Source organism: Streptomyces sp. NPDC020801, assembly GCF_044334385.1.
Taxonomy (GTDB): Bacteria; Actinomycetota; Actinomycetes; order Streptomycetales; family Streptomycetaceae; genus Streptomyces.
In genome coordinates this window covers 329645-345200 of the sequence record NZ_JBIRST010000004.1, presented here as the reverse complement: position 1 = coordinate 345200, position 15556 = coordinate 329645, and the positions used below count along the sequence as shown (strand labels likewise).

General features: G+C 72.1%; 17 protein-coding genes. 8 read left to right on the top strand and 9 right to left on the bottom strand.

Annotation, left to right across the window (positions count from 1 at the left end; translation table 11 throughout):
- Positions 1 to 2 precede the first annotated feature (2 nt).
- Positions 3 to 596 carry a TetR/AcrR family transcriptional regulator gene (locus ACH4UM_RS11385; RefSeq protein ID WP_398176737.1) on the top strand — a complete coding sequence of 198 codons (594 nt, stop codon included), beginning with the start codon at positions 3 to 5 and terminating at the stop codon, positions 594 to 596.
- Positions 597 to 668: 72 nt separating this feature from the next.
- Here ACH4UM_RS11385 and ACH4UM_RS11380 read toward each other — a convergent pair whose 3' ends face one another.
- The gene (locus ACH4UM_RS11380; protein WP_398176485.1) at positions 669 to 1883 is read right to left on the bottom strand and encodes an acyl-CoA dehydrogenase family protein; all 1215 of its coding nucleotides are present in this window, start codon (positions 1881 to 1883) and stop codon (positions 669 to 671) included.
- A 3-nt stretch (positions 1884 to 1886) separates the two neighbouring features.
- Positions 1887 to 2921: a phosphotransferase family protein gene (locus ACH4UM_RS11375; protein WP_398176483.1), complete on the bottom strand. Its 1035-nt coding sequence runs from the start codon at positions 2919 to 2921 to the stop codon at positions 1887 to 1889.
- A 490-nt stretch (positions 2922 to 3411) separates the two neighbouring features.
- Here ACH4UM_RS11375 and ACH4UM_RS11370 point away from each other — a divergent pair, with 490 nt between their 5' ends.
- Positions 3412 to 4377: an NADP-dependent oxidoreductase gene (locus ACH4UM_RS11370; RefSeq protein WP_398176481.1), complete on the top strand. Its 966-nt coding sequence runs from the start codon at positions 3412 to 3414 to the stop codon at positions 4375 to 4377.
- A gap of 156 nt (positions 4378 to 4533) precedes the next feature.
- On the opposite strand, the gene ACH4UM_RS11365 is transcribed toward ACH4UM_RS11370, so the two are convergent.
- Genes ACH4UM_RS11365 through ACH4UM_RS11350 form a run of 4 tightly spaced genes read right to left on the bottom strand, consistent with a single transcriptional unit; the run spans position 4534 to position 6754 of the window.
- A complete protein-coding gene (locus ACH4UM_RS11365) occupies positions 4534 to 4866 on the bottom strand; it encodes a DUF202 domain-containing protein (protein WP_398176479.1) in 333 nt (110 codons plus the stop codon).
- Positions 4863 to 5255, bottom strand: coding sequence for a YidH family protein (locus ACH4UM_RS11360; protein ID WP_398176477.1), 393 nt, complete (start codon positions 5253 to 5255; stop codon positions 4863 to 4865). Before ACH4UM_RS11360 ends, ACH4UM_RS11365 begins: the two co-directional genes overlap by 4 nt.
- Before the next feature lie 46 nt (positions 5256 to 5301).
- Complete coding sequence (locus tag ACH4UM_RS11355; RefSeq protein ID WP_398176475.1) at positions 5302 to 5817, bottom strand: NUDIX hydrolase; 516 nt, start codon at positions 5815 to 5817, stop codon at positions 5302 to 5304.
- A gap of 43 nt (positions 5818 to 5860) precedes the next feature.
- Positions 5861 to 6754: a DMT family transporter gene (locus ACH4UM_RS11350; protein WP_398176473.1), complete on the bottom strand. Its 894-nt coding sequence runs from the start codon at positions 6752 to 6754 to the stop codon at positions 5861 to 5863.
- A 455-nt stretch (positions 6755 to 7209) separates the two neighbouring features.
- Between ACH4UM_RS11350 and ACH4UM_RS11345 the strand changes: the two genes are divergently transcribed.
- The 4 genes from ACH4UM_RS11345 to ACH4UM_RS11330 all read left to right on the top strand — a co-directional run bounded on the left by ACH4UM_RS11345 (position 7210) and on the right by ACH4UM_RS11330 (position 11484).
- Positions 7210 to 8160, top strand: coding sequence for a hypothetical protein (locus ACH4UM_RS11345; protein ID WP_398176471.1), 951 nt, complete (start codon positions 7210 to 7212; stop codon positions 8158 to 8160).
- Positions 8161 to 8424: 264 nt separating this feature from the next.
- The gene (locus ACH4UM_RS11340) at positions 8425 to 9984 is read left to right on the top strand and encodes an amino acid permease (protein ID WP_398176469.1); all 1560 of its coding nucleotides are present in this window, start codon (positions 8425 to 8427) and stop codon (positions 9982 to 9984) included.
- Positions 9985 to 10148: 164 nt separating this feature from the next.
- Complete coding sequence (locus tag ACH4UM_RS11335; RefSeq protein WP_398176467.1) at positions 10149 to 10874, top strand: molybdopterin-dependent oxidoreductase; 726 nt, start codon at positions 10149 to 10151, stop codon at positions 10872 to 10874.
- Positions 10858 to 11484 (top strand): cytochrome b/b6 domain-containing protein, encoded by a 627-nt coding sequence (locus ACH4UM_RS11330; RefSeq protein WP_398176465.1) that lies wholly within the window; start codon positions 10858 to 10860, stop codon positions 11482 to 11484. The genes ACH4UM_RS11335 and ACH4UM_RS11330 overlap by 17 nt, the downstream gene beginning before the upstream one ends.
- Before the next feature lie 324 nt (positions 11485 to 11808).
- On the opposite strand, the gene ACH4UM_RS11325 is transcribed toward ACH4UM_RS11330, so the two are convergent.
- Both ACH4UM_RS11325 and ACH4UM_RS11320 read right to left on the bottom strand, forming a co-directional pair.
- Positions 11809 to 13206 carry a GntP family permease gene (locus ACH4UM_RS11325; protein WP_398176463.1) on the bottom strand — a complete coding sequence of 466 codons (1398 nt, stop codon included), beginning with the start codon at positions 13204 to 13206 and terminating at the stop codon, positions 11809 to 11811.
- Positions 13207 to 13279: 73 nt separating this feature from the next.
- Complete coding sequence (locus tag ACH4UM_RS11320) at positions 13280 to 13825, bottom strand: gluconokinase (protein ID WP_398176735.1); 546 nt, start codon at positions 13823 to 13825, stop codon at positions 13280 to 13282.
- A 143-nt stretch (positions 13826 to 13968) separates the two neighbouring features.
- Here ACH4UM_RS11320 and ACH4UM_RS11315 point away from each other — a divergent pair, with 143 nt between their 5' ends.
- A complete protein-coding gene (locus ACH4UM_RS11315) occupies positions 13969 to 14670 on the top strand; it encodes a FadR/GntR family transcriptional regulator (RefSeq protein WP_398176461.1) in 702 nt (233 codons plus the stop codon).
- A 34-nt stretch (positions 14671 to 14704) separates the two neighbouring features.
- Here the strand turns inward: ACH4UM_RS11315 and ACH4UM_RS11310 are convergent, their stop codons facing one another.
- Positions 14705 to 15082: a YchJ family protein gene (locus tag ACH4UM_RS11310; protein WP_398176459.1), complete on the bottom strand. Its 378-nt coding sequence runs from the start codon at positions 15080 to 15082 to the stop codon at positions 14705 to 14707.
- 157 nt (positions 15083 to 15239) lie between these two features.
- Here ACH4UM_RS11310 and ACH4UM_RS11305 point away from each other — a divergent pair, with 157 nt between their 5' ends.
- Positions 15240 to 15551: a dsRBD fold-containing protein gene (locus ACH4UM_RS11305; protein WP_398176457.1), complete on the top strand. Its 312-nt coding sequence runs from the start codon at positions 15240 to 15242 to the stop codon at positions 15549 to 15551.
- Positions 15552 to 15556: the final 5 nt, after the last annotated feature.

Sequence of the window (15556 nt, the reverse complement as noted above, 5' to 3'; positions counted from 1 at the left end):
CAGTGCCCAGGACGACGGACTCAGCCGGTACTCCTGTGCCGCAGCGGCTCCTGGCCGCCGCCACCCGGCTCTTCGCCGAGCAGGGATACGACCGCACCTCGGTGCAGGAGATCGTCGAGGCGGCAGGCGTCACCAAGGGCGCGCTGTACCACTACTTCGGCTCGAAGGACGACCTCCTGCACGAGGTGTACGCGCGCGTGCTGCGCGTCCAGCAGGAGCGGCTGGACGCCTTCGCGGGCGCCGACGAGCCGATCGAGAAGCGGCTGAGAGCCGCGGCCGCGGACGTCGTCGTCACCACGATCGAGAACCTCGACGACGCGATGATCTTCTTCCGCTCCATGCACCACCTCAGCCCCGAGAAGAACAAGCAGGTGCGCGCCGAACGCCGTCGCTACCACGAACGCTTCCGTGCGCTGATCGAGGAGGGCCAGGAGGAGGGCGTCTTCTCCCGGGCGACCCCGGCCGACCTGGTGGTCGACTACCACTTCGGCTCCGTCCACCACCTGTCCACCTGGTACCGCCCCGACGGCCCGCTCACCCCGCAGGAGGTCGCCGACCACCTGGCCGACCTGCTGCTGCGGGCACTGCGTCCCTGACGGCTCGCACGAGGCAGGGGTTAGGGGCGGTCGCCCCGGCGACCGCCCCTTACGCACGCTTCCTCGGAGGTACTACAGGTACTTCTTCAGCTCCCGCCGCGCCAGCGACCGCTGGTGCACCTCGTCCGGGCCGTCGGCGATCATCAGGGTCCGCGCCCCCGCGTACAGCTCGGCCAGCGGGAAGTCCTGGCTGACACCGCCCGCGCCGTGCAGCTGGATCGCCCGGTCGATGATGTCGACCACCGCGCGCGGGGTGGCGATCTTGATGGCCTGGATCTCGGTGTGGGCACCGCGGTTGCCGACCGTGTCCATCAGCCAGGCCGTCTTCAGCACCAGCAGCCGCAGCTGCTCCACCGTGACCCGGGCGTCCGCGATCCAGTTGTGGACCACACCCTGCTGGGCCAGCGCCTTGCCGAAGGCGGTGCGGGAGACGGCCCGCCGGCACATCAGCTCGATCGCCCGCTCGGCCATGCCGATCAGCCGCATGCAGTGGTGGATGCGCCCCGGACCGAGGCGGGCCTGGGCGATGGCGAAGCCGCCGCCCTCCTCGCCGACGAGGTTCGACACCGGCACGCGCGCGTGGTCGAAGACCACCTCGGCGTGGCCGCCGTGGTAGTGGTCCTCGTACCCGAAGACCTGCATCGCCCGCGTGACGGTGACGCCGGGGGTGCCGCGCGGGACCAGCACCATGGACTGCTGACGGCGGATGTCCGCGCCGTCGGGGTCCGTCTTGCCCATCACGATGAAGATGTTGCAGTCCGGGTGCATGGCCCCGGAGATGTACCACTTGCGGCCGGTGATGACGTACTCGTCGCCGTCCCGCTCGATCAGCGTGGTGATGTTGGTGGCGTCCGAGGAGGCCACCTCCGGCTCGGTCATCGCGAACGCCGAGCGGATCTCACCCGCCAGCAGCGGCTCGAGCCACTGCTTCTTCTGCCGCTCGTCGCCGAACTGGGAGAGCACCTCCATGTTGCCGGTGTCCGGGGCCGCGCAGTTGGTGGCGGTGGGCGCCAGCTGCGGGGAGCGGCCGGTGATCTCGGCCAGGGGTGCGTACTGAAGGTTCGTCAGCCCCGCACCGTACTCGGCGTCCGGCAGGAACAGGTTCCACAGCCCCTGCCGGCGCGCCTCGGCCTTCAGCTCCTCGACCACCGGAGGGTTCTCCCACGGCGAGGAGAGCCGAGCGCGCTGTTCCTCCGCGACCTGTTCGGCCGGGTGGACGTACTCGTCCATGAAGGCGAGGAGCTTGGCGCGCAGTTCCTCGGTGCGCGCGTCGAACGCGAAGTCCATGGATCAGCCCTCCTGGAGGCCTTCGTGAAGAGTGGTCAGGCCGTGCTGGATGAAGACGGGGACGAGGTCGCCGATGCGGTCGAAGCCGCGGCCGACCGTCTGGCCGAGCGTGTACCGGTAGTGGATGCCCTCCAGGATCACGGCGAGCTTGAACCAGGCGAACGCGGTGTACCAGGAGACGGCGCGTACGTCGCGCCCGGAGCGCGCGGTGTACCGCTCGATCAGCTCGGCCGGCGAGGGGTGCCCGGCCGCCGCGGCCGTGGTGGAGACGGGCGAGTCGGGCAGGTCGAGCGGCGTGCTGTACATCACCAGCAGGCCCAGGTCGGTCAGCGGGTCGCCGAGCGTGGACATCTCCCAGTCGAGGATCGCCCTGATCCGGTCGTCGGCGCCGATCAGTACGTTGTCGAGGCGGTAGTCGCCGTGGACGACGGCGGGCGCGGGGGAGACGGGCAGTTGGCGCCCGAGGGCGGCGTGCAGCTCGTCGATGCCGGCCAGCTCGCGGTTGCGGGAGGCGTCCAGCTGCTTGCCCCAGCGCCGCAGCTGGCGGTCCAGGAAGCCCTCGGGCCGGCCGAAGTCCGCAAGGCCCACCTCGGCCGGGTCCACCGCGTGCAGCTCGACGAGCGTGTCGACGAGCGAGAGCACCGCGTTCCGGGTGCGCTCCTCGCCCAGCGGCGCGAGCTGGCCGGCGGTGCGGTACGGCGTCCCCTCGACGAACTCCATGACGTAGAAGGGTGCCCCGAGCACCTCCGTGTCCTCGCACAGCACCACCGGAGCCGGCACCGGCACCTGGGTCGGGTGCAGCGCGCTGATCACCCGGTGCTCGCGCTTCATGTCGTGCGCGGTGGCCAGTACATGGCCGAGGGGAGGCCGCCGTACGACCCACTTCGAGGCGCCGTCCGACACCGCGTACGTGAGGTTCGACCGTCCGCCCTCGATCAGCCGGCCGGTCAGGGGGCCCTGGGCCAGGCCGGGCCGCTCACGGTCGAGCAGGCCGCGCAGCCGGTCGAGATCGAGTCCGGGCGGGTGGTCGGGGCTCATCATTGCTCCTACATACGGGCGCAGTGGACGGGACGCACCTATGATGCCGACCGGTCGGTATGTCGTCCAGTGCGCGAACCCAACGTGATCGGGGCCACGATAGGCCGACAGCTCCCCGCGTGGTGCTCCGGGAGCCGCCGTGCGGTGGTTTCCGGCCGGGCCGGTCCCGGCGGCCGGTTCTCGACGGCCGGTCTTCGGACCGGTCTCGGGACCGGTCTCAGTGGTCGTCCCAGTGGTCGTCGTGCTTCAGTGGTCGTCCCAGTGGTCGTCGTGTCTCAGTGGTCGTCCCAGTGGTCGTCGTGCGGCACGCGCGCGTGGCCGCAGTCCGGGCCGTGCGCATGGCTGTGGGAGGTGTGTTCCTGGTGCTGGACGGTCATGGTGCTCACCTTCAGGGGTATCGGGTGATGACGACGGACAGGCTGCCACGCAAATGGCGCATATAAGGTCATCCGGCTTGCGTGGCGCACAGGTACCCCGGAGGGTCGGTGGCATGAAGGGCATCAGATACAGCCGGTACGGCGGTCCCGAAGTGCTTGAGTACGGAGAGGTGCGCGATCCCAAGGTCGGCCCCGACTCGGTGCTCGTGAAGGTGCGGGCGGCGGCCGTGAACCCGGTGGACTGGAAGTGCCGCGAGGGTTACCTGGATGGCATCCTCGACGCCGTCTTCCCGGTGGTCCCCGGCTGGGACGTCTCCGGCGTGGTGGTGCAGCCGGGCGCCGCCGTCACCGAGTTCGCGGTCGGCGACGAGGTCATCGGCTACGTACGCGAGGACTTCCTCTCCCGCGGGACCTTCGCCGAGTACGTGGCCGCCCCGGTGCGCACCCTGGCCCGCAAACCGCGCAACCTCTCCTTCGAGGAGGCCGCCGGGCTGCCGCTCACCGGGCTCACCGCCTACCAGGTGCTGGTCAAGGCGCTCCAGGTGCGGCGCGGTGACACCGTGCTCGTGCACGCGGCCGCGGGCGGGGTCGGCTCGATCGCCGTCCAGCTCGCGCGCCATCTGGGCGCCCGCGTCATCGGCACCGCGAGTGAACGGAACCACGACTTCGTACGGTCCCTGGGCGGCGAGCCGGTCGCGTACGGCGACGGACTGGCCGAGCGGGTGCGCGGGCTCGCACCCGAGGGCGTGGACGCCGCGTTCGACACGATCGGCGGCGAGACGACGAAGACGTCCGCGAACCTGCTCGCGCCCGGGGGCCGCCTGGCCTCCATCGCGGACCCGGAGGTCGTCGACTACGGCGGCCGCTACTGTTTCGTCCGCCCCGACGCCGAGGACCTGCTGCGGCTGTCCGAGCTCGCGGAGCAGGGTGTGGTGGCGGTGCATGTGTCGCAGACCTTCCCGCTGGAGCGGGCGGCGGACGCGCACCGGCTGAACCAGGAGGGGCGGACGCGCGGGAAGATCGTGGTGACGGTGGACTGGGAGACACCGGAAGCGGAGCCGGGGGCCGGGACCGAGTAGGGCGAGCGGCGCGAGCGGCGCGAGCGGCGAGCAGAGCGAGCAGGCTGGGCGGTCGGGGGCCGGACGACCGGCGCCGCCGCGCCCCGGCGGGCCGGTGCGCCGCCGGGTCCGGGCGGCTGGTGCCGCCGGGTCCGGTGCCGCCGGTACCGCTGCGTCTCAGACGACCAGCGCTGCCGCGCAGACTGCCAGGGCCACCGTGCACAGGACCGCCGCCGTGGCGTGCCGCGGGGTGAGGGCCGGCGGAACGGGAGTGCGGGCCAGGGCGCGGATGCGGAGGTGGGCGAGCAGCAGGAAGCCCAGCCAGAGCGCACCGCACAGGGCGCAGACGGCGATCCCCGCGGACGACGCTCCGGCGTGCAGGGCCGTTTTCACGGCGAGCACGGCGGCGACCGTGCTGGACAGCGTCGTACGCCGCCAGGCCAGCCGCGTCCGCTCCGGTTGCAGACCCGGGTCACGGCTCGCCCCCATGGCTTGGATGCCGTCGCTCATCCCGCCCACCCGGCGAGGACGACGATCACCATGGCGAGGGCGACGACCGCGACGACGACGCTCAGCAGGGCCGGGAAGCGCGACGCAGGCAGATCCTCGCCCCGGCGCATGGCCAGCTCGCAGCGCACCCAGTGGTTGACCGCGCGCAGGGAGCACAGCACGCCCGCGGCGAGCAGCGCGAGCGCCAGCCCGATGCGCCAGCCCCAGCGCAGGTCCGGCAGGAACTGGTCCACCGCGAAACCGCCGCCGATCAGCGCGAGGGCGGTGCGCAGCCAGGCCAGGAAAGTGCGCTCGTTCGCCAGCGAGAAGCGGTAGTCGGGCGTGCGGCCCTCCTCCCTGACCTCCTCGGGGGCGAACCACAGACGGACGTTCCGTACGAAGTCGATCACGCCAGGGACCTTACCCAGCCCGGGGCCGCCTGCGGCCGGGCCCGCCTCACCCCGTCGCCCGGTACGTCTTCAGCCGCTCGTAGGCCGCGAGACCGTCCGGCGTCCACTCCCACTCGTGCAGCCGGCGTTCCACCTCGCCCTCGGGCAGGAAGCCGTGCCAGGCCACCTCCTCGGCCTGCGGCCGCACCGGCAGGTCGCAGCGGACCTGGTAGACCGCCGACCACCAGGACCGGCCGGCGCCGTCGTCGTACAGGAACTTGAACAGGAACTCCGGGCGGTCGAGGCCCGTCACGCCCAGTTCCTCCTCGGCCTCGCGCAGCGCCGCGTCGTCGTAGGACTCGCCCGCGCCGACGACCCCGCCGACGAACATGTCGTACAGGGAGGGGTAGACCAGCTTCGTGGGCGTGCGGCGGTGGACGAAGACGCGCCCCTGGGCGTCGCGGACCTCGATGAAGGAGCAGCGGTGGCGCAGGCTCTCCGCATAGGCCCGGCCGCGCGGGGACCGGCCGATGACGCGGTCGTTCTCGTCGACGATGTCGAGGATCTCCTCTTCGGCGCTCATGGCGCCCATCCAAGCAGGCGCCGATGCGCCGGCGGGTGGCACCTCAGCGCGGCTGCAGATCCCGCTGCGGCTCCGCCACCGACGCGCCGCAGGGCATCGCCGGGTGCAGGCCGAGCAGGACGATGCCGCCGACGATCGCCGCGAGCCCCGCCGCCTCCCAGGCCAGGGCGCCGGTGTCGGTGCGCAGCCGGTCGCCGAGGAAGCCCACTCCGCAGGCGATCCCGGCCAGCGGCTCGGCCGCGGTCAGCGCGGGCAGCGACATGCGCAGCGGCGCGGTCTCGAACGCGCTCTGCACCAGGATCAGCCCGGTGGCGCCGATCACCAGCAGCGCGTACGGCTGCCAGCCGGTGAACAGCTCCGTCCAGCCGCCCGCCGAGAACCGCTGCCCGCTGACCCGGGTCAGCGCGTCCTGCAGGCCGTACAGCAGCCCGGCGGCCACCGCCAGCAGCACCGGGCCCCAGCTCAGCCGCGAGCGTTTGGCGTAGGTGGTCAGCAGCAGGGCGAGGCCCACCATCGCTCCGATGATCAGCCAGTGCCGCAGCGGGTTGGTCACGGCGCTGCCCGCGCGGGGCTCTCCCGCCACGATGAACGCGGTCACGCCGCCCGCCAGCAGCATCAGGCCCACCCAGCCCTGGCGGCCCAGCGGCTGCCGGGTCTGTCTGCGGGACAGGGCGAGGGCGAACAGCAGGTTCGTCGCCAGCAGCGGCTCCACCAGCGAGATCTCGCCCCGGCCCAGGGCCATCGCGCCCAGGATCATGCCGGCGATCATCAGGCCCAGGCCGCCCAGCCAGCGGGGCACCTTCATCAGGTCAAGGAGCAGCCGGGGCGAGAGGAAGTCACTGAGCGGTGCCTGCTGGGCCGCGTTCTGCTGGAGCACGAATCCGAAGCCCAGACAGCAGGCGGCGCTCACGGCGAGAATCAGAACCAGAACCGACACGCTGCGTACCTCGATCATCCGGCCGGGCCACGGGGTGCGTAGTGGCCGACTGTAGCGTCCCGGAGCACTGTCTGCTGCGGGGAGCACCCGGTTTCCGGGCAGTCGGCGCGGTCACGACGCCCTGCGGTCGCGGGCGATGGCACGGCCGTGTCGCCATGGTGGGACGGCCGGGACCACCGCGCCATGACGTACGCCACATGGGTGACCGGCGACCAGGGGCCGACCGGCGGGCGGTACGGCCGGCCGAGTCTCAAGTGCCCTGCCCGCAAGGCAAGTTGAAGCGTGTAACGACCCGGTGACCCTTGACGTGAAGCAATGGCTGAGGGTTTGCTGTCCGTGATCGGTCGATGGCAGGCCGACGACCACGAGCGAGCCACGGCGCGTGAGCCGACGGGGCAGCGCCGCCCCCGAGGCCCAACGGGTCACAGACGAAGAGCGCGTGAGGAAGTCCCGCGGTGCCCCCACCCCCGCCTCCCCTCGGCCGCGGCCGCAAACGTGCGGCTCAGGTCTTCGACGCCGCTCTCGACGACACGGAACTGGTCGGCGCCCGTTCCTCGTTGGCCCAGGGCCGCTGGCAGGCGGTCCGTTCGCTCCTCGTCCACACCGGTGACGACTGGGACCGGCGCGGGCACCGCGTCACCGTCCTCGCCCAGGAGCCCTACACCGCGGCATGGGCCCGTGACTGGCTGCTCGCCGAGCCGGAGTCCGCCGACGCGTGCGTCCTCCTCGGTGTGTCGCTCGTCGAGCGCGCCCTGCGCGGCAAGGAGAAGCCCGGCCCGGCCCGCGAGGCATGCCGGGCGGCGGCGGCCCTCGCACCCGCCGATCCCACCCCCTGGCTCGGTCTGCTCCTGCTGGAGCGCACCCTGGGCGGTGAGGAGGACGTGGTCCGTCTCTTCGACGAGATCCGCCACCGCCACCCCGACCACCACCATGCCCACCATCTGATGGTGGCCCGGCTCGCCGAGCGCCGCGCCGACACCGGCCCGGACCCGCTGCACGAGGTCTACGACTTCGCCGACTGGGCGGCCGAACAGGCCCCCGCGGACTCGCCGCTGGCCATCCTCCCGGTGGTCGCGCACGCCGAGCGCTACCGCGTCCTGGCCGCCGGCGGCCACGCGCCGGCCGAACCGGTCACCTCCGGGCACTGGGTGGGCCGCCGGGCCCGGCAGGTGATGAAGGCCGCGTTCGACTGGTGGCTGGAGTGGGGCCAGGAGGGCCACCCGCGACGGCTGGCCGACCTGAACTTCCTCGCCCACGCCAAGCACTGCGAGGGCCGTGGCGCCGAGGCCGCCGCCCTGTTCCACCGCATCGGGGACCACCCCACCCCGGCGCCGTGGTCCTACCCCGACCGAGATCCCTGCACCGCCTTCCGCACGGCCCGTGCCACAGCCCTCGGCACGGCATAGTGCGCGGCCCGAGCACTTGCCCGTAGCCCCTGCCGCGGGATGCGCACGCTCCCACCCGCCCCGAAGGCCGTACGACCGCACGGCCCCGAGTCCGCAAGCCGCAGGCCCCCGAGTCCGCAAGCCGCAGGCGCCCTGAGTCCGCAAGTCGCAAGCCCGTAGGACTGCAACCCCCGCAGGACCGAGATCCCCGTAGGACTGCAACCCCCGCAGGACCGAAACCCCCGTACGACCGGAAGCCCCCCGAGGCCGGAAAGGACGACCCCGATGACGACGGGCAGTTCGAGCACGAGCAGCAGACCCACCGCCGACGGCGGCGGCATCAGCACCTTCAAGGGGCAGGAGCGCGCCCTGCGTGCCGACCGCCTGGGCACGGGCGGCCTGCTGCTCTCCGTGCTCGCCGCGACCGCCCCGCTCATGGTGGTCGCTGGTGTCATGCCCACCACATTCGCGGTGATGGGCATCGTCGGCCAGCCGCTGCTCTTCGTGGCACTCGGCGTGGTGCTGGTCCTCTTCAGCGTCGGCTACGCCGAGATGAGCCGCCACGTGCACAACGCGGGTGCCTTCTACGCGTACATCTCCCGGGGCCTGGGCGGCACGGCCGGCGCGAGCGCGGCGCTCGTCGCGCTCGTCGCCTACAACTCCCTGCAGGCCGGCATCTACGGCATCTTCGGCTTCGAGGTGTCCGACCTGTTCGCCACCCACGCCCACGTCACCGTGGCCTGGTGGATCCCGGCGCTCGCGGCCGTCGCCGTGGTCGGTGTGCTCGGCTGGCTGAAGATCGACGTCAATGCACGTGTGCTCGGTGTACTGCTGGTCATCGAGGTGGCCCTGGTCGTGATCTTCGACGTGGCCGCGGTCGCCGACCCCGCCGGGGAAGGTCTGTCCCTGCACGCCTTCAACCCCGACACCCTCACCGGCGCGGGGATCGGCACCGCGCTGTGCTTCTGCATCGCCGCCTTCCTCGGCTTCGAGCAGGCCCCGGTGTACGCGGAGGAGACCAGCCGCCCGCACATCCTGGTGCCGCGCGTGATGTTCCTCGCCGTCGCCGGCGTCGCCGTCTTCTTCGCGATCAGCTGCTGGGCCCTCACCGTCGCCGCCGGCCCCTCGGCGATCGTCGGCACGGCCCAGAAGGAGAGCGCCGGGCTGCTCTTCTCGCTGACCGGGTCCCGGCTCGGCGGCACCTTCACGGACGTGCTGCACGTGCTGTTCGTGACCGGCATGTTCGCGGCCATGCTCAGCTTCCACAACGTCGTGGCACGGTACGCCTTCGCCATGGGCCGCGAGGGCCTGCTGCCCGCGGCGTTCGCACGCACCTCGAGCAGCAGTGGCGCCCCGGCGACCGGTTCGCTCGCACAGACCGCCGTCTCGCTGGTGGTCGTGATCGCCTTCGCCGTCACCGACGGCCGGCCGGCCGGCGATCCGACCGCGCCCGTGCTGCACCTGTTCACCTGGCTCGGCAACGTCGGGGCGCTCGGCGTGATCGTGCTGATGGCGGCGGCCTCGTTTTCGGTGATCGTCTTCTTCGTGCGGCGCGGCGCCGCGGCCGCGCAGGGCTGGCGGCTGGTCAGCTCCGCGCTGGCGGGCCTGGCCCTGGCGGTGATCGCCGTCTACACGGTCAAGGACTTCGGCGTCCTGGTCGGCGCCGGTCCCGAATCGTCGCTGAGCTGGGCGCTGCCCGGCATCATCGCCCTCGCCCTTGCCGTCGGCCTGGTCCAGGGCGCCCTGCTGCGCTCCCGCAGCCCCGGGGTGCACGCCCGCATCGGGCTCGGCAACGAGGCGTTCCAGCTCGAGAAGGCGGCGGAGGCGACCGAAGCGGCCCCCTGACCGAAGAGCCCCTGGCCGAAGCGGAAGCGGGCCCTGACCGAGCCCGCGCCGCAGCACGCTCGGCGGGAATCCCGGCCGGGAAACAAGTCAGAAGTAATGACGGAAGTCTGACGAGCATCCGCGATCCCTGGCCTGCCGGGGGCCGCGGGTGCTCGAATGAAGGGGTGAACTCCGAACCATCCGAGGAGGAGGGCCGCCCGATAGGCCGCCGTGTCCTCCTCGGCACCCTCGGCCTGGGCGCCCTCGGCGTGCTCACCGCGCCCACCCTGCAACGCGGCCTGGAGTCCTTCCTCGGCGCCGCGTCCGGCAAGGACCCCACCGGCCTGACCGGCCTGCTCCCGAACGGCGGCGGCTTCCGCTACTACTCGGTCGCCGCGTCCGTCCCGCACAGGGACGCCACCAACTACCGCCTGACCGTGGACGGTCTGGTGGACCATCCGGCGACCTACACACTGGCCGACCTCAGGGCGCTGCCCCAGACCCGCACGGTCCGCGACGTCCAGTGCGTCACCGGCTGGCGGGTGCCGGGCACGCCCTTCGAGGGCGTACGGCTGTCCCGGCTGCTCGACGCGGCCGGGGTGCGCAGGCGCGCCAGAGCGGTGCGCTTCACCTGCTTCGACGGCACCTACACGGAGAGCCTCACCCTCGACCAGGCCCGACGCGCCGACGTACTGGTCGCCCTGCGCATGCAGAACAAGGACCTCGGCCACGACCACGGCGGTCCGGTCCGCCTCTACGTCGCGCCCATGTACTTCTACAAGTCGGCCAAGTGGCTCTCCGGCATCACCGTCACCGACGAGGTGAAGCCCGGCTACTGGGAGGAGCGGGGCTACGACGTCGACGCGTGGGTGGGCCGTTCGAACGGACGCGGCGATGACCCTACGAGCTGACTCCGCGGCCCCGCCCGGAGCGGACGTCCGCCGCTTCACCCGGGCCGAGCGGTGGGTCCACCGGACGACGGCCGCACTGATGGGCGTGTGCGTGGTCACGGCGGCCTGCCTGTACATTCCCCAGCTCGCCGAACTCGTCGGCCGCCGCGAGCTGGTCGTCCGCGTCCACGAGTACGCCGGTGTCGCCCTGCCCGTACCGGTCCTGCTGGGCCTGGCCTCCCGCGCCTTCCGCACCGACCTGCGCTTCCTGAACCGCTTCGGCCCGCACGACCGGCTCTGGTTGCGCGCCGCCCTGCGCCGAGACCGGCGGCCCTCCGCGCGCCCGGCCGGCAAGTTCAACGCCGGTCAGAAGATCTACGCCGCCTGGATCGCCGGGGCCACACTGGTCATGCTCGGCACCGGCCTGCTGATGTGGTTCACCCACCTCACCCCGCTGATGTGGCGGACCAGCGCGACCTTCGTCCACGACTGGCTCGCCCTGACCATCGGCATCGTCCTGGCCGGCCACATCGGCATGGCCATCGGCGACCCGGAGGCCCGCCGGGGTCTGCGCACCGGGGTGGTGAGCCGCGACTGGGCGGCCGGTGAACACCCGCTGTGGCGGCCGTGAAGCGGCTCAGGCACGAAGTCCGGCAGCGCGTCGCGCGGCTGGGACCTGCGTGAGCACCGGGCGGTGGCACCACCTCGCCGCCTGGCGGCTCGACACGCACGGCAACCCGGTCGGCGAGCCGAAGCGCCTCTTCCACGACCTGTCCGGCACCACCGCACACCGTGGCGGTCGGACGACGTGGCCCCGGGTTCCCGATCCGGCGACGGACGGTGCCTGCCCGTACCCACCAGAGCGACGGGTACGGGCATCGGACCGTGCGGGCCGGACCGGGTACCTGGCGGCGTGAGGAGCCCCGCCCCGCAACGGTGGGCCGGCATCGCCCTCCTAGATCACGAGGGACAGCAGCAGGACCAGACCGCCGGCCACCACCGAGATGATCGTCTCCATCACCGACCAGGACTTGACCGTCTGCCCGACGCTCAGCCCGAAGTACTCCTTCACCAGCCAGAAGCCGGCGTCGTTGACATGGCTGAAGAACAGCGAGCCGGCGCCGATGGCCAGGACCAGCAGGGCGCTGTGGGTGGTCGACATGCCGGCCGCCAGCGGCGCGACCAGACCGGCCGCCGAGACGGTCGCCACGGTCGCCGAACCGGTCGCGAGCCGGATCACCACCGCGATCAGCCAGCCCAGCAGCAGCGCCGGGATCGACCAGTCCTTGGAGATGTCCAGGATCATCTGGCCGACGCCGCAGTCGATCAGCGTCTGCTTGAAGCCGCCACCCGCACCGACGATGAGCAGGATGCCCGCGATGGGCATGAGTCCCTTCTCCACGGTGGAGGAGATCCGCTCCCTGCTGAACCCGGCCGGACGGCCCAGCGTGAAGATGCCGACGATCACCGCGGCGAGCAGGGCGATCAGAGGGGAGCCGGCCACGTCGAAGACGCGCTGTGTCATGTTCGTGGCGTCGTCCACCACGATGTCGACCAGGGCCTTGGCCAGCATCAGTGCCACCGGGAGCAGCACGGTGAACAGCGTCGCGCCGAAGCCGGGACGCCGCTGCAGCTCCTCGGAAGGACGCTGGGGCAGCATGCGCTCGGGGGCGGGCACGTCCACCCAGCGGGCGGCGACCTTGGAGAACAGCGGACCGGCGATGATCACCGTGGGGATGGCGACGAGGATGCCGAGCGCCAGCGTCACGCCCAGGTTGGCCTTGACCGCGTCGATCGCGATCAGCGGGCCGGGGTGCGGCGGGATCAGGCCGTGCATCACGGACAGACCGGCCAGCGCCGGGATGCCGATGCGCATCAGTGAGTAGTTGCCGCGCTTGGCGACCATCAGTACGACCGGGATCAGCAGCACGATGCCGACCTCGAAGAACAGCGGCAGGCCGATCACGGAGGCGATCAGCACCATCGCCCACGGCATCGCGCGGCCCCCGGCCTTGGCCAGGATCGTGTCGACGATCTCGTCCGCGCCGCCGGAGTCGGCCAGCAGCCTGCCGAGGATCGCGCCGAGGGCGATCAGCACGCCGACGCCGGCGACCGTCGCGCCGAGGCCGGTGGTGAAGCTGATGATCGCCTTGTCCAGCGGCGCCCCGGCGACCGCGCCGAGCACCAGTGACCCGATGATCAGCGACAGGAAGGCATGCAACTTGAACTTGGTGATGAGCAGGACGATGACGGCTATGCCCGCCAGGACGGCGATGCCCAGCTGAGCGTGTCCGGCCGAGGTGATCGGCGGGGGCGCGTCCGCTGCCAGCATCTCGACGCTGAGTCTGGTCACGGTTTTCCCTTGCAGATGAAGAGGGATGTTGGGGAGAAGTGGTGCCGCAGTCGGTGACCGTGGGGGAGGGGCGCTAGCGCGGGGAGGGCCGCGCCCGGTCGGACTGCGTGGAGCTGTCGAGGGCGTCGAGCGCGGCCGCGGCGCGCGCGGTGATCTCCTCGGGAGAGCCGGAGACGTCCACCGCGACGCCCCGCTCGTCCGCCTGCAGCGGCTGGAGCGTGGCGAACTGGGAGTCCAGCAGCGCTGTCGGCATGAAGTGACCCTGGCGGTGCGCCATCCGGTCCTCGATGAGCTTCCGGTCGCCCGTCAGATGGACGAACACGATCCCGGGAGCGGCCGCCCTGAGCCGGTCGCGGTACGACCGCTTCAGTGCCGAGCTGCTCACCACCCCACCTAGCCCGTCCCGCCCGTCCGCCCAGGCTCCGATGGCGTCGAGCCACGGCCACCGGTCCTTGTCGTCGAGCGGGGTCCCGGCCGTCATCTTGTCGATGCTGGCCTGCGGGTGGAAGTCGTCGCCCTCGGCGTAGGGAACGCCGAGCCGGGCCGCGAGCAGGGGACCGATCGTGGTCTTGCCCGTGCCGGCGACGCCCATCACCACGACGACGTGGGGGGTGCGCATCACTGCCTCGCTGTCTTCCTCGACATGGGACGCCGACATCCGGCGTCCGCCACACTGAAACCCATTAGGTAGGACTAATTCAAGATGTCGTGATGAATAAGTCTGACTTTTTAGCCCCGTGATCCACCCCGTACGCTGAGTGCATGAGCACACCGGGCCGGGGGCTGCACGGCCACGTACTGGACACCCTCGGCCCCGCCATCACCGCGGGGGAGTACCCGCCGGGCAGCGTTCTGCGCACCGATGAGCTGGCACAGCGCTTCGAGGTGTCACGCTCCGTCATGCGGGAGGCGGTGCGCGTCCTGGAGTCGATGCATCTGGTGGAGTCCCGCCGCCGCGTGGGCGTGACGGTCCTCCCGCAGACGGAGTGGAACGTCTACGACCCGCAGGTCATCCGCTGGCGCCTGGCGGGCGCCGACCGCCCGCGCCAGCTGCGCTCGCTGACCGTGCTGCGCTCGGCGGTCGAACCGGTCGCCGCGGGCCTGGCCGCCAAGCACGCCACGCCCGAGCAGTGCGCCGAGCTCACCGAGTGCGCGCTCGGCATGGTGGCCAACTCGCGCGGCCACCGGTTGCAGGAGTACCTGGTCCACGACGTCGCCTTCCACCGGGTGATCCTCAGCGCCTCCGGCAACGAGATGTTCGCCCGTCTCGGCGACGTCGTCGCCGAGGTCCTGGCCGGCCGTACCCATCACGAGGTCATGTTCGAGGACCCCGACCCGGCCGCCGTCACCCTCCATGTCCAGGTCGCCGAGGCGGTTCGCGCGGGCGACGCGGACCGCGCCGAGCGGCTGACCCGCGAGATCACCGTCGGCGCCCTGCAGGAGCTGGACATCCTGGCGCCGTAGCCGCGTCGTAGCCGCGCCGCGGCCCGCCGGGCGCTCACTGCTCCGGGAAGTCCCCGTCCACGTACACCCACGCCCCCTCGACCCGCTCGAACCGGCTGCGCTCGTACAGCGAGCCGCCCCGGTAGGACGCCCGGAACGTCACCGTCCCCGTCGGGTGGAAGGCGGAGCCGTCCGTCGTGCCGAGGATCTCAAGACCCGTCCAGGGCATCCCCGGATCGAGGTCGAGCCGCGCGGGCCGGGTCCGCGGATGCCAGGTCCGCAGCAGATACCCCGCGTCCAGGCGCACGAAGGCGCAGTACCGCGACCGCATCAACGCCTCGGCGGTCGGTGCGGCGGCGGTTCCGCGGTGGTAGCGGCCGCAGCACTTCTCATAGGGCTCGGGGAGCCCGCACGGGCAGGAACGCGTGGTCATGCCCCCATTCTGCCCGCGCCCGCGAGGCCGCCCGCCGCCGGTTCGGCGACCCCCGCGGGAACCGTGCCCGTGCGGCCGGCGCGCGTCGGGGGCACAGTGGAAGAGGGTGTCGCGGCCCTCGAGTTTGTGCCGCACCGGAGTTGAGGAGAGACCGACGATGACCCGACCCGTCGGCAACCGGCCTCCGTCCGCCAAGGAGTGGCGGCTGAACCTGTATCTGTCCGAACACGACCCGGACACCACGGCCAGGATCGTCCTGGACACCGGTGACAACGTTCTGGAGAGCCGCGCCGAGGCCCGCCGGAACCCCTACGACAGGGACGTGCCCGAGATCGGCGACGAACTGGCGGCCGGTCGCGCCCTGATCGCGCTCGGCCGTGAGCTGCTGCGCGCCGCAGACGGCGACATCAAGGCGGTGGGAGCGCCCGATGCGACGCCGCCCGCCCCCCTCTGGTCGCCCCGGGAGTGAGGGGG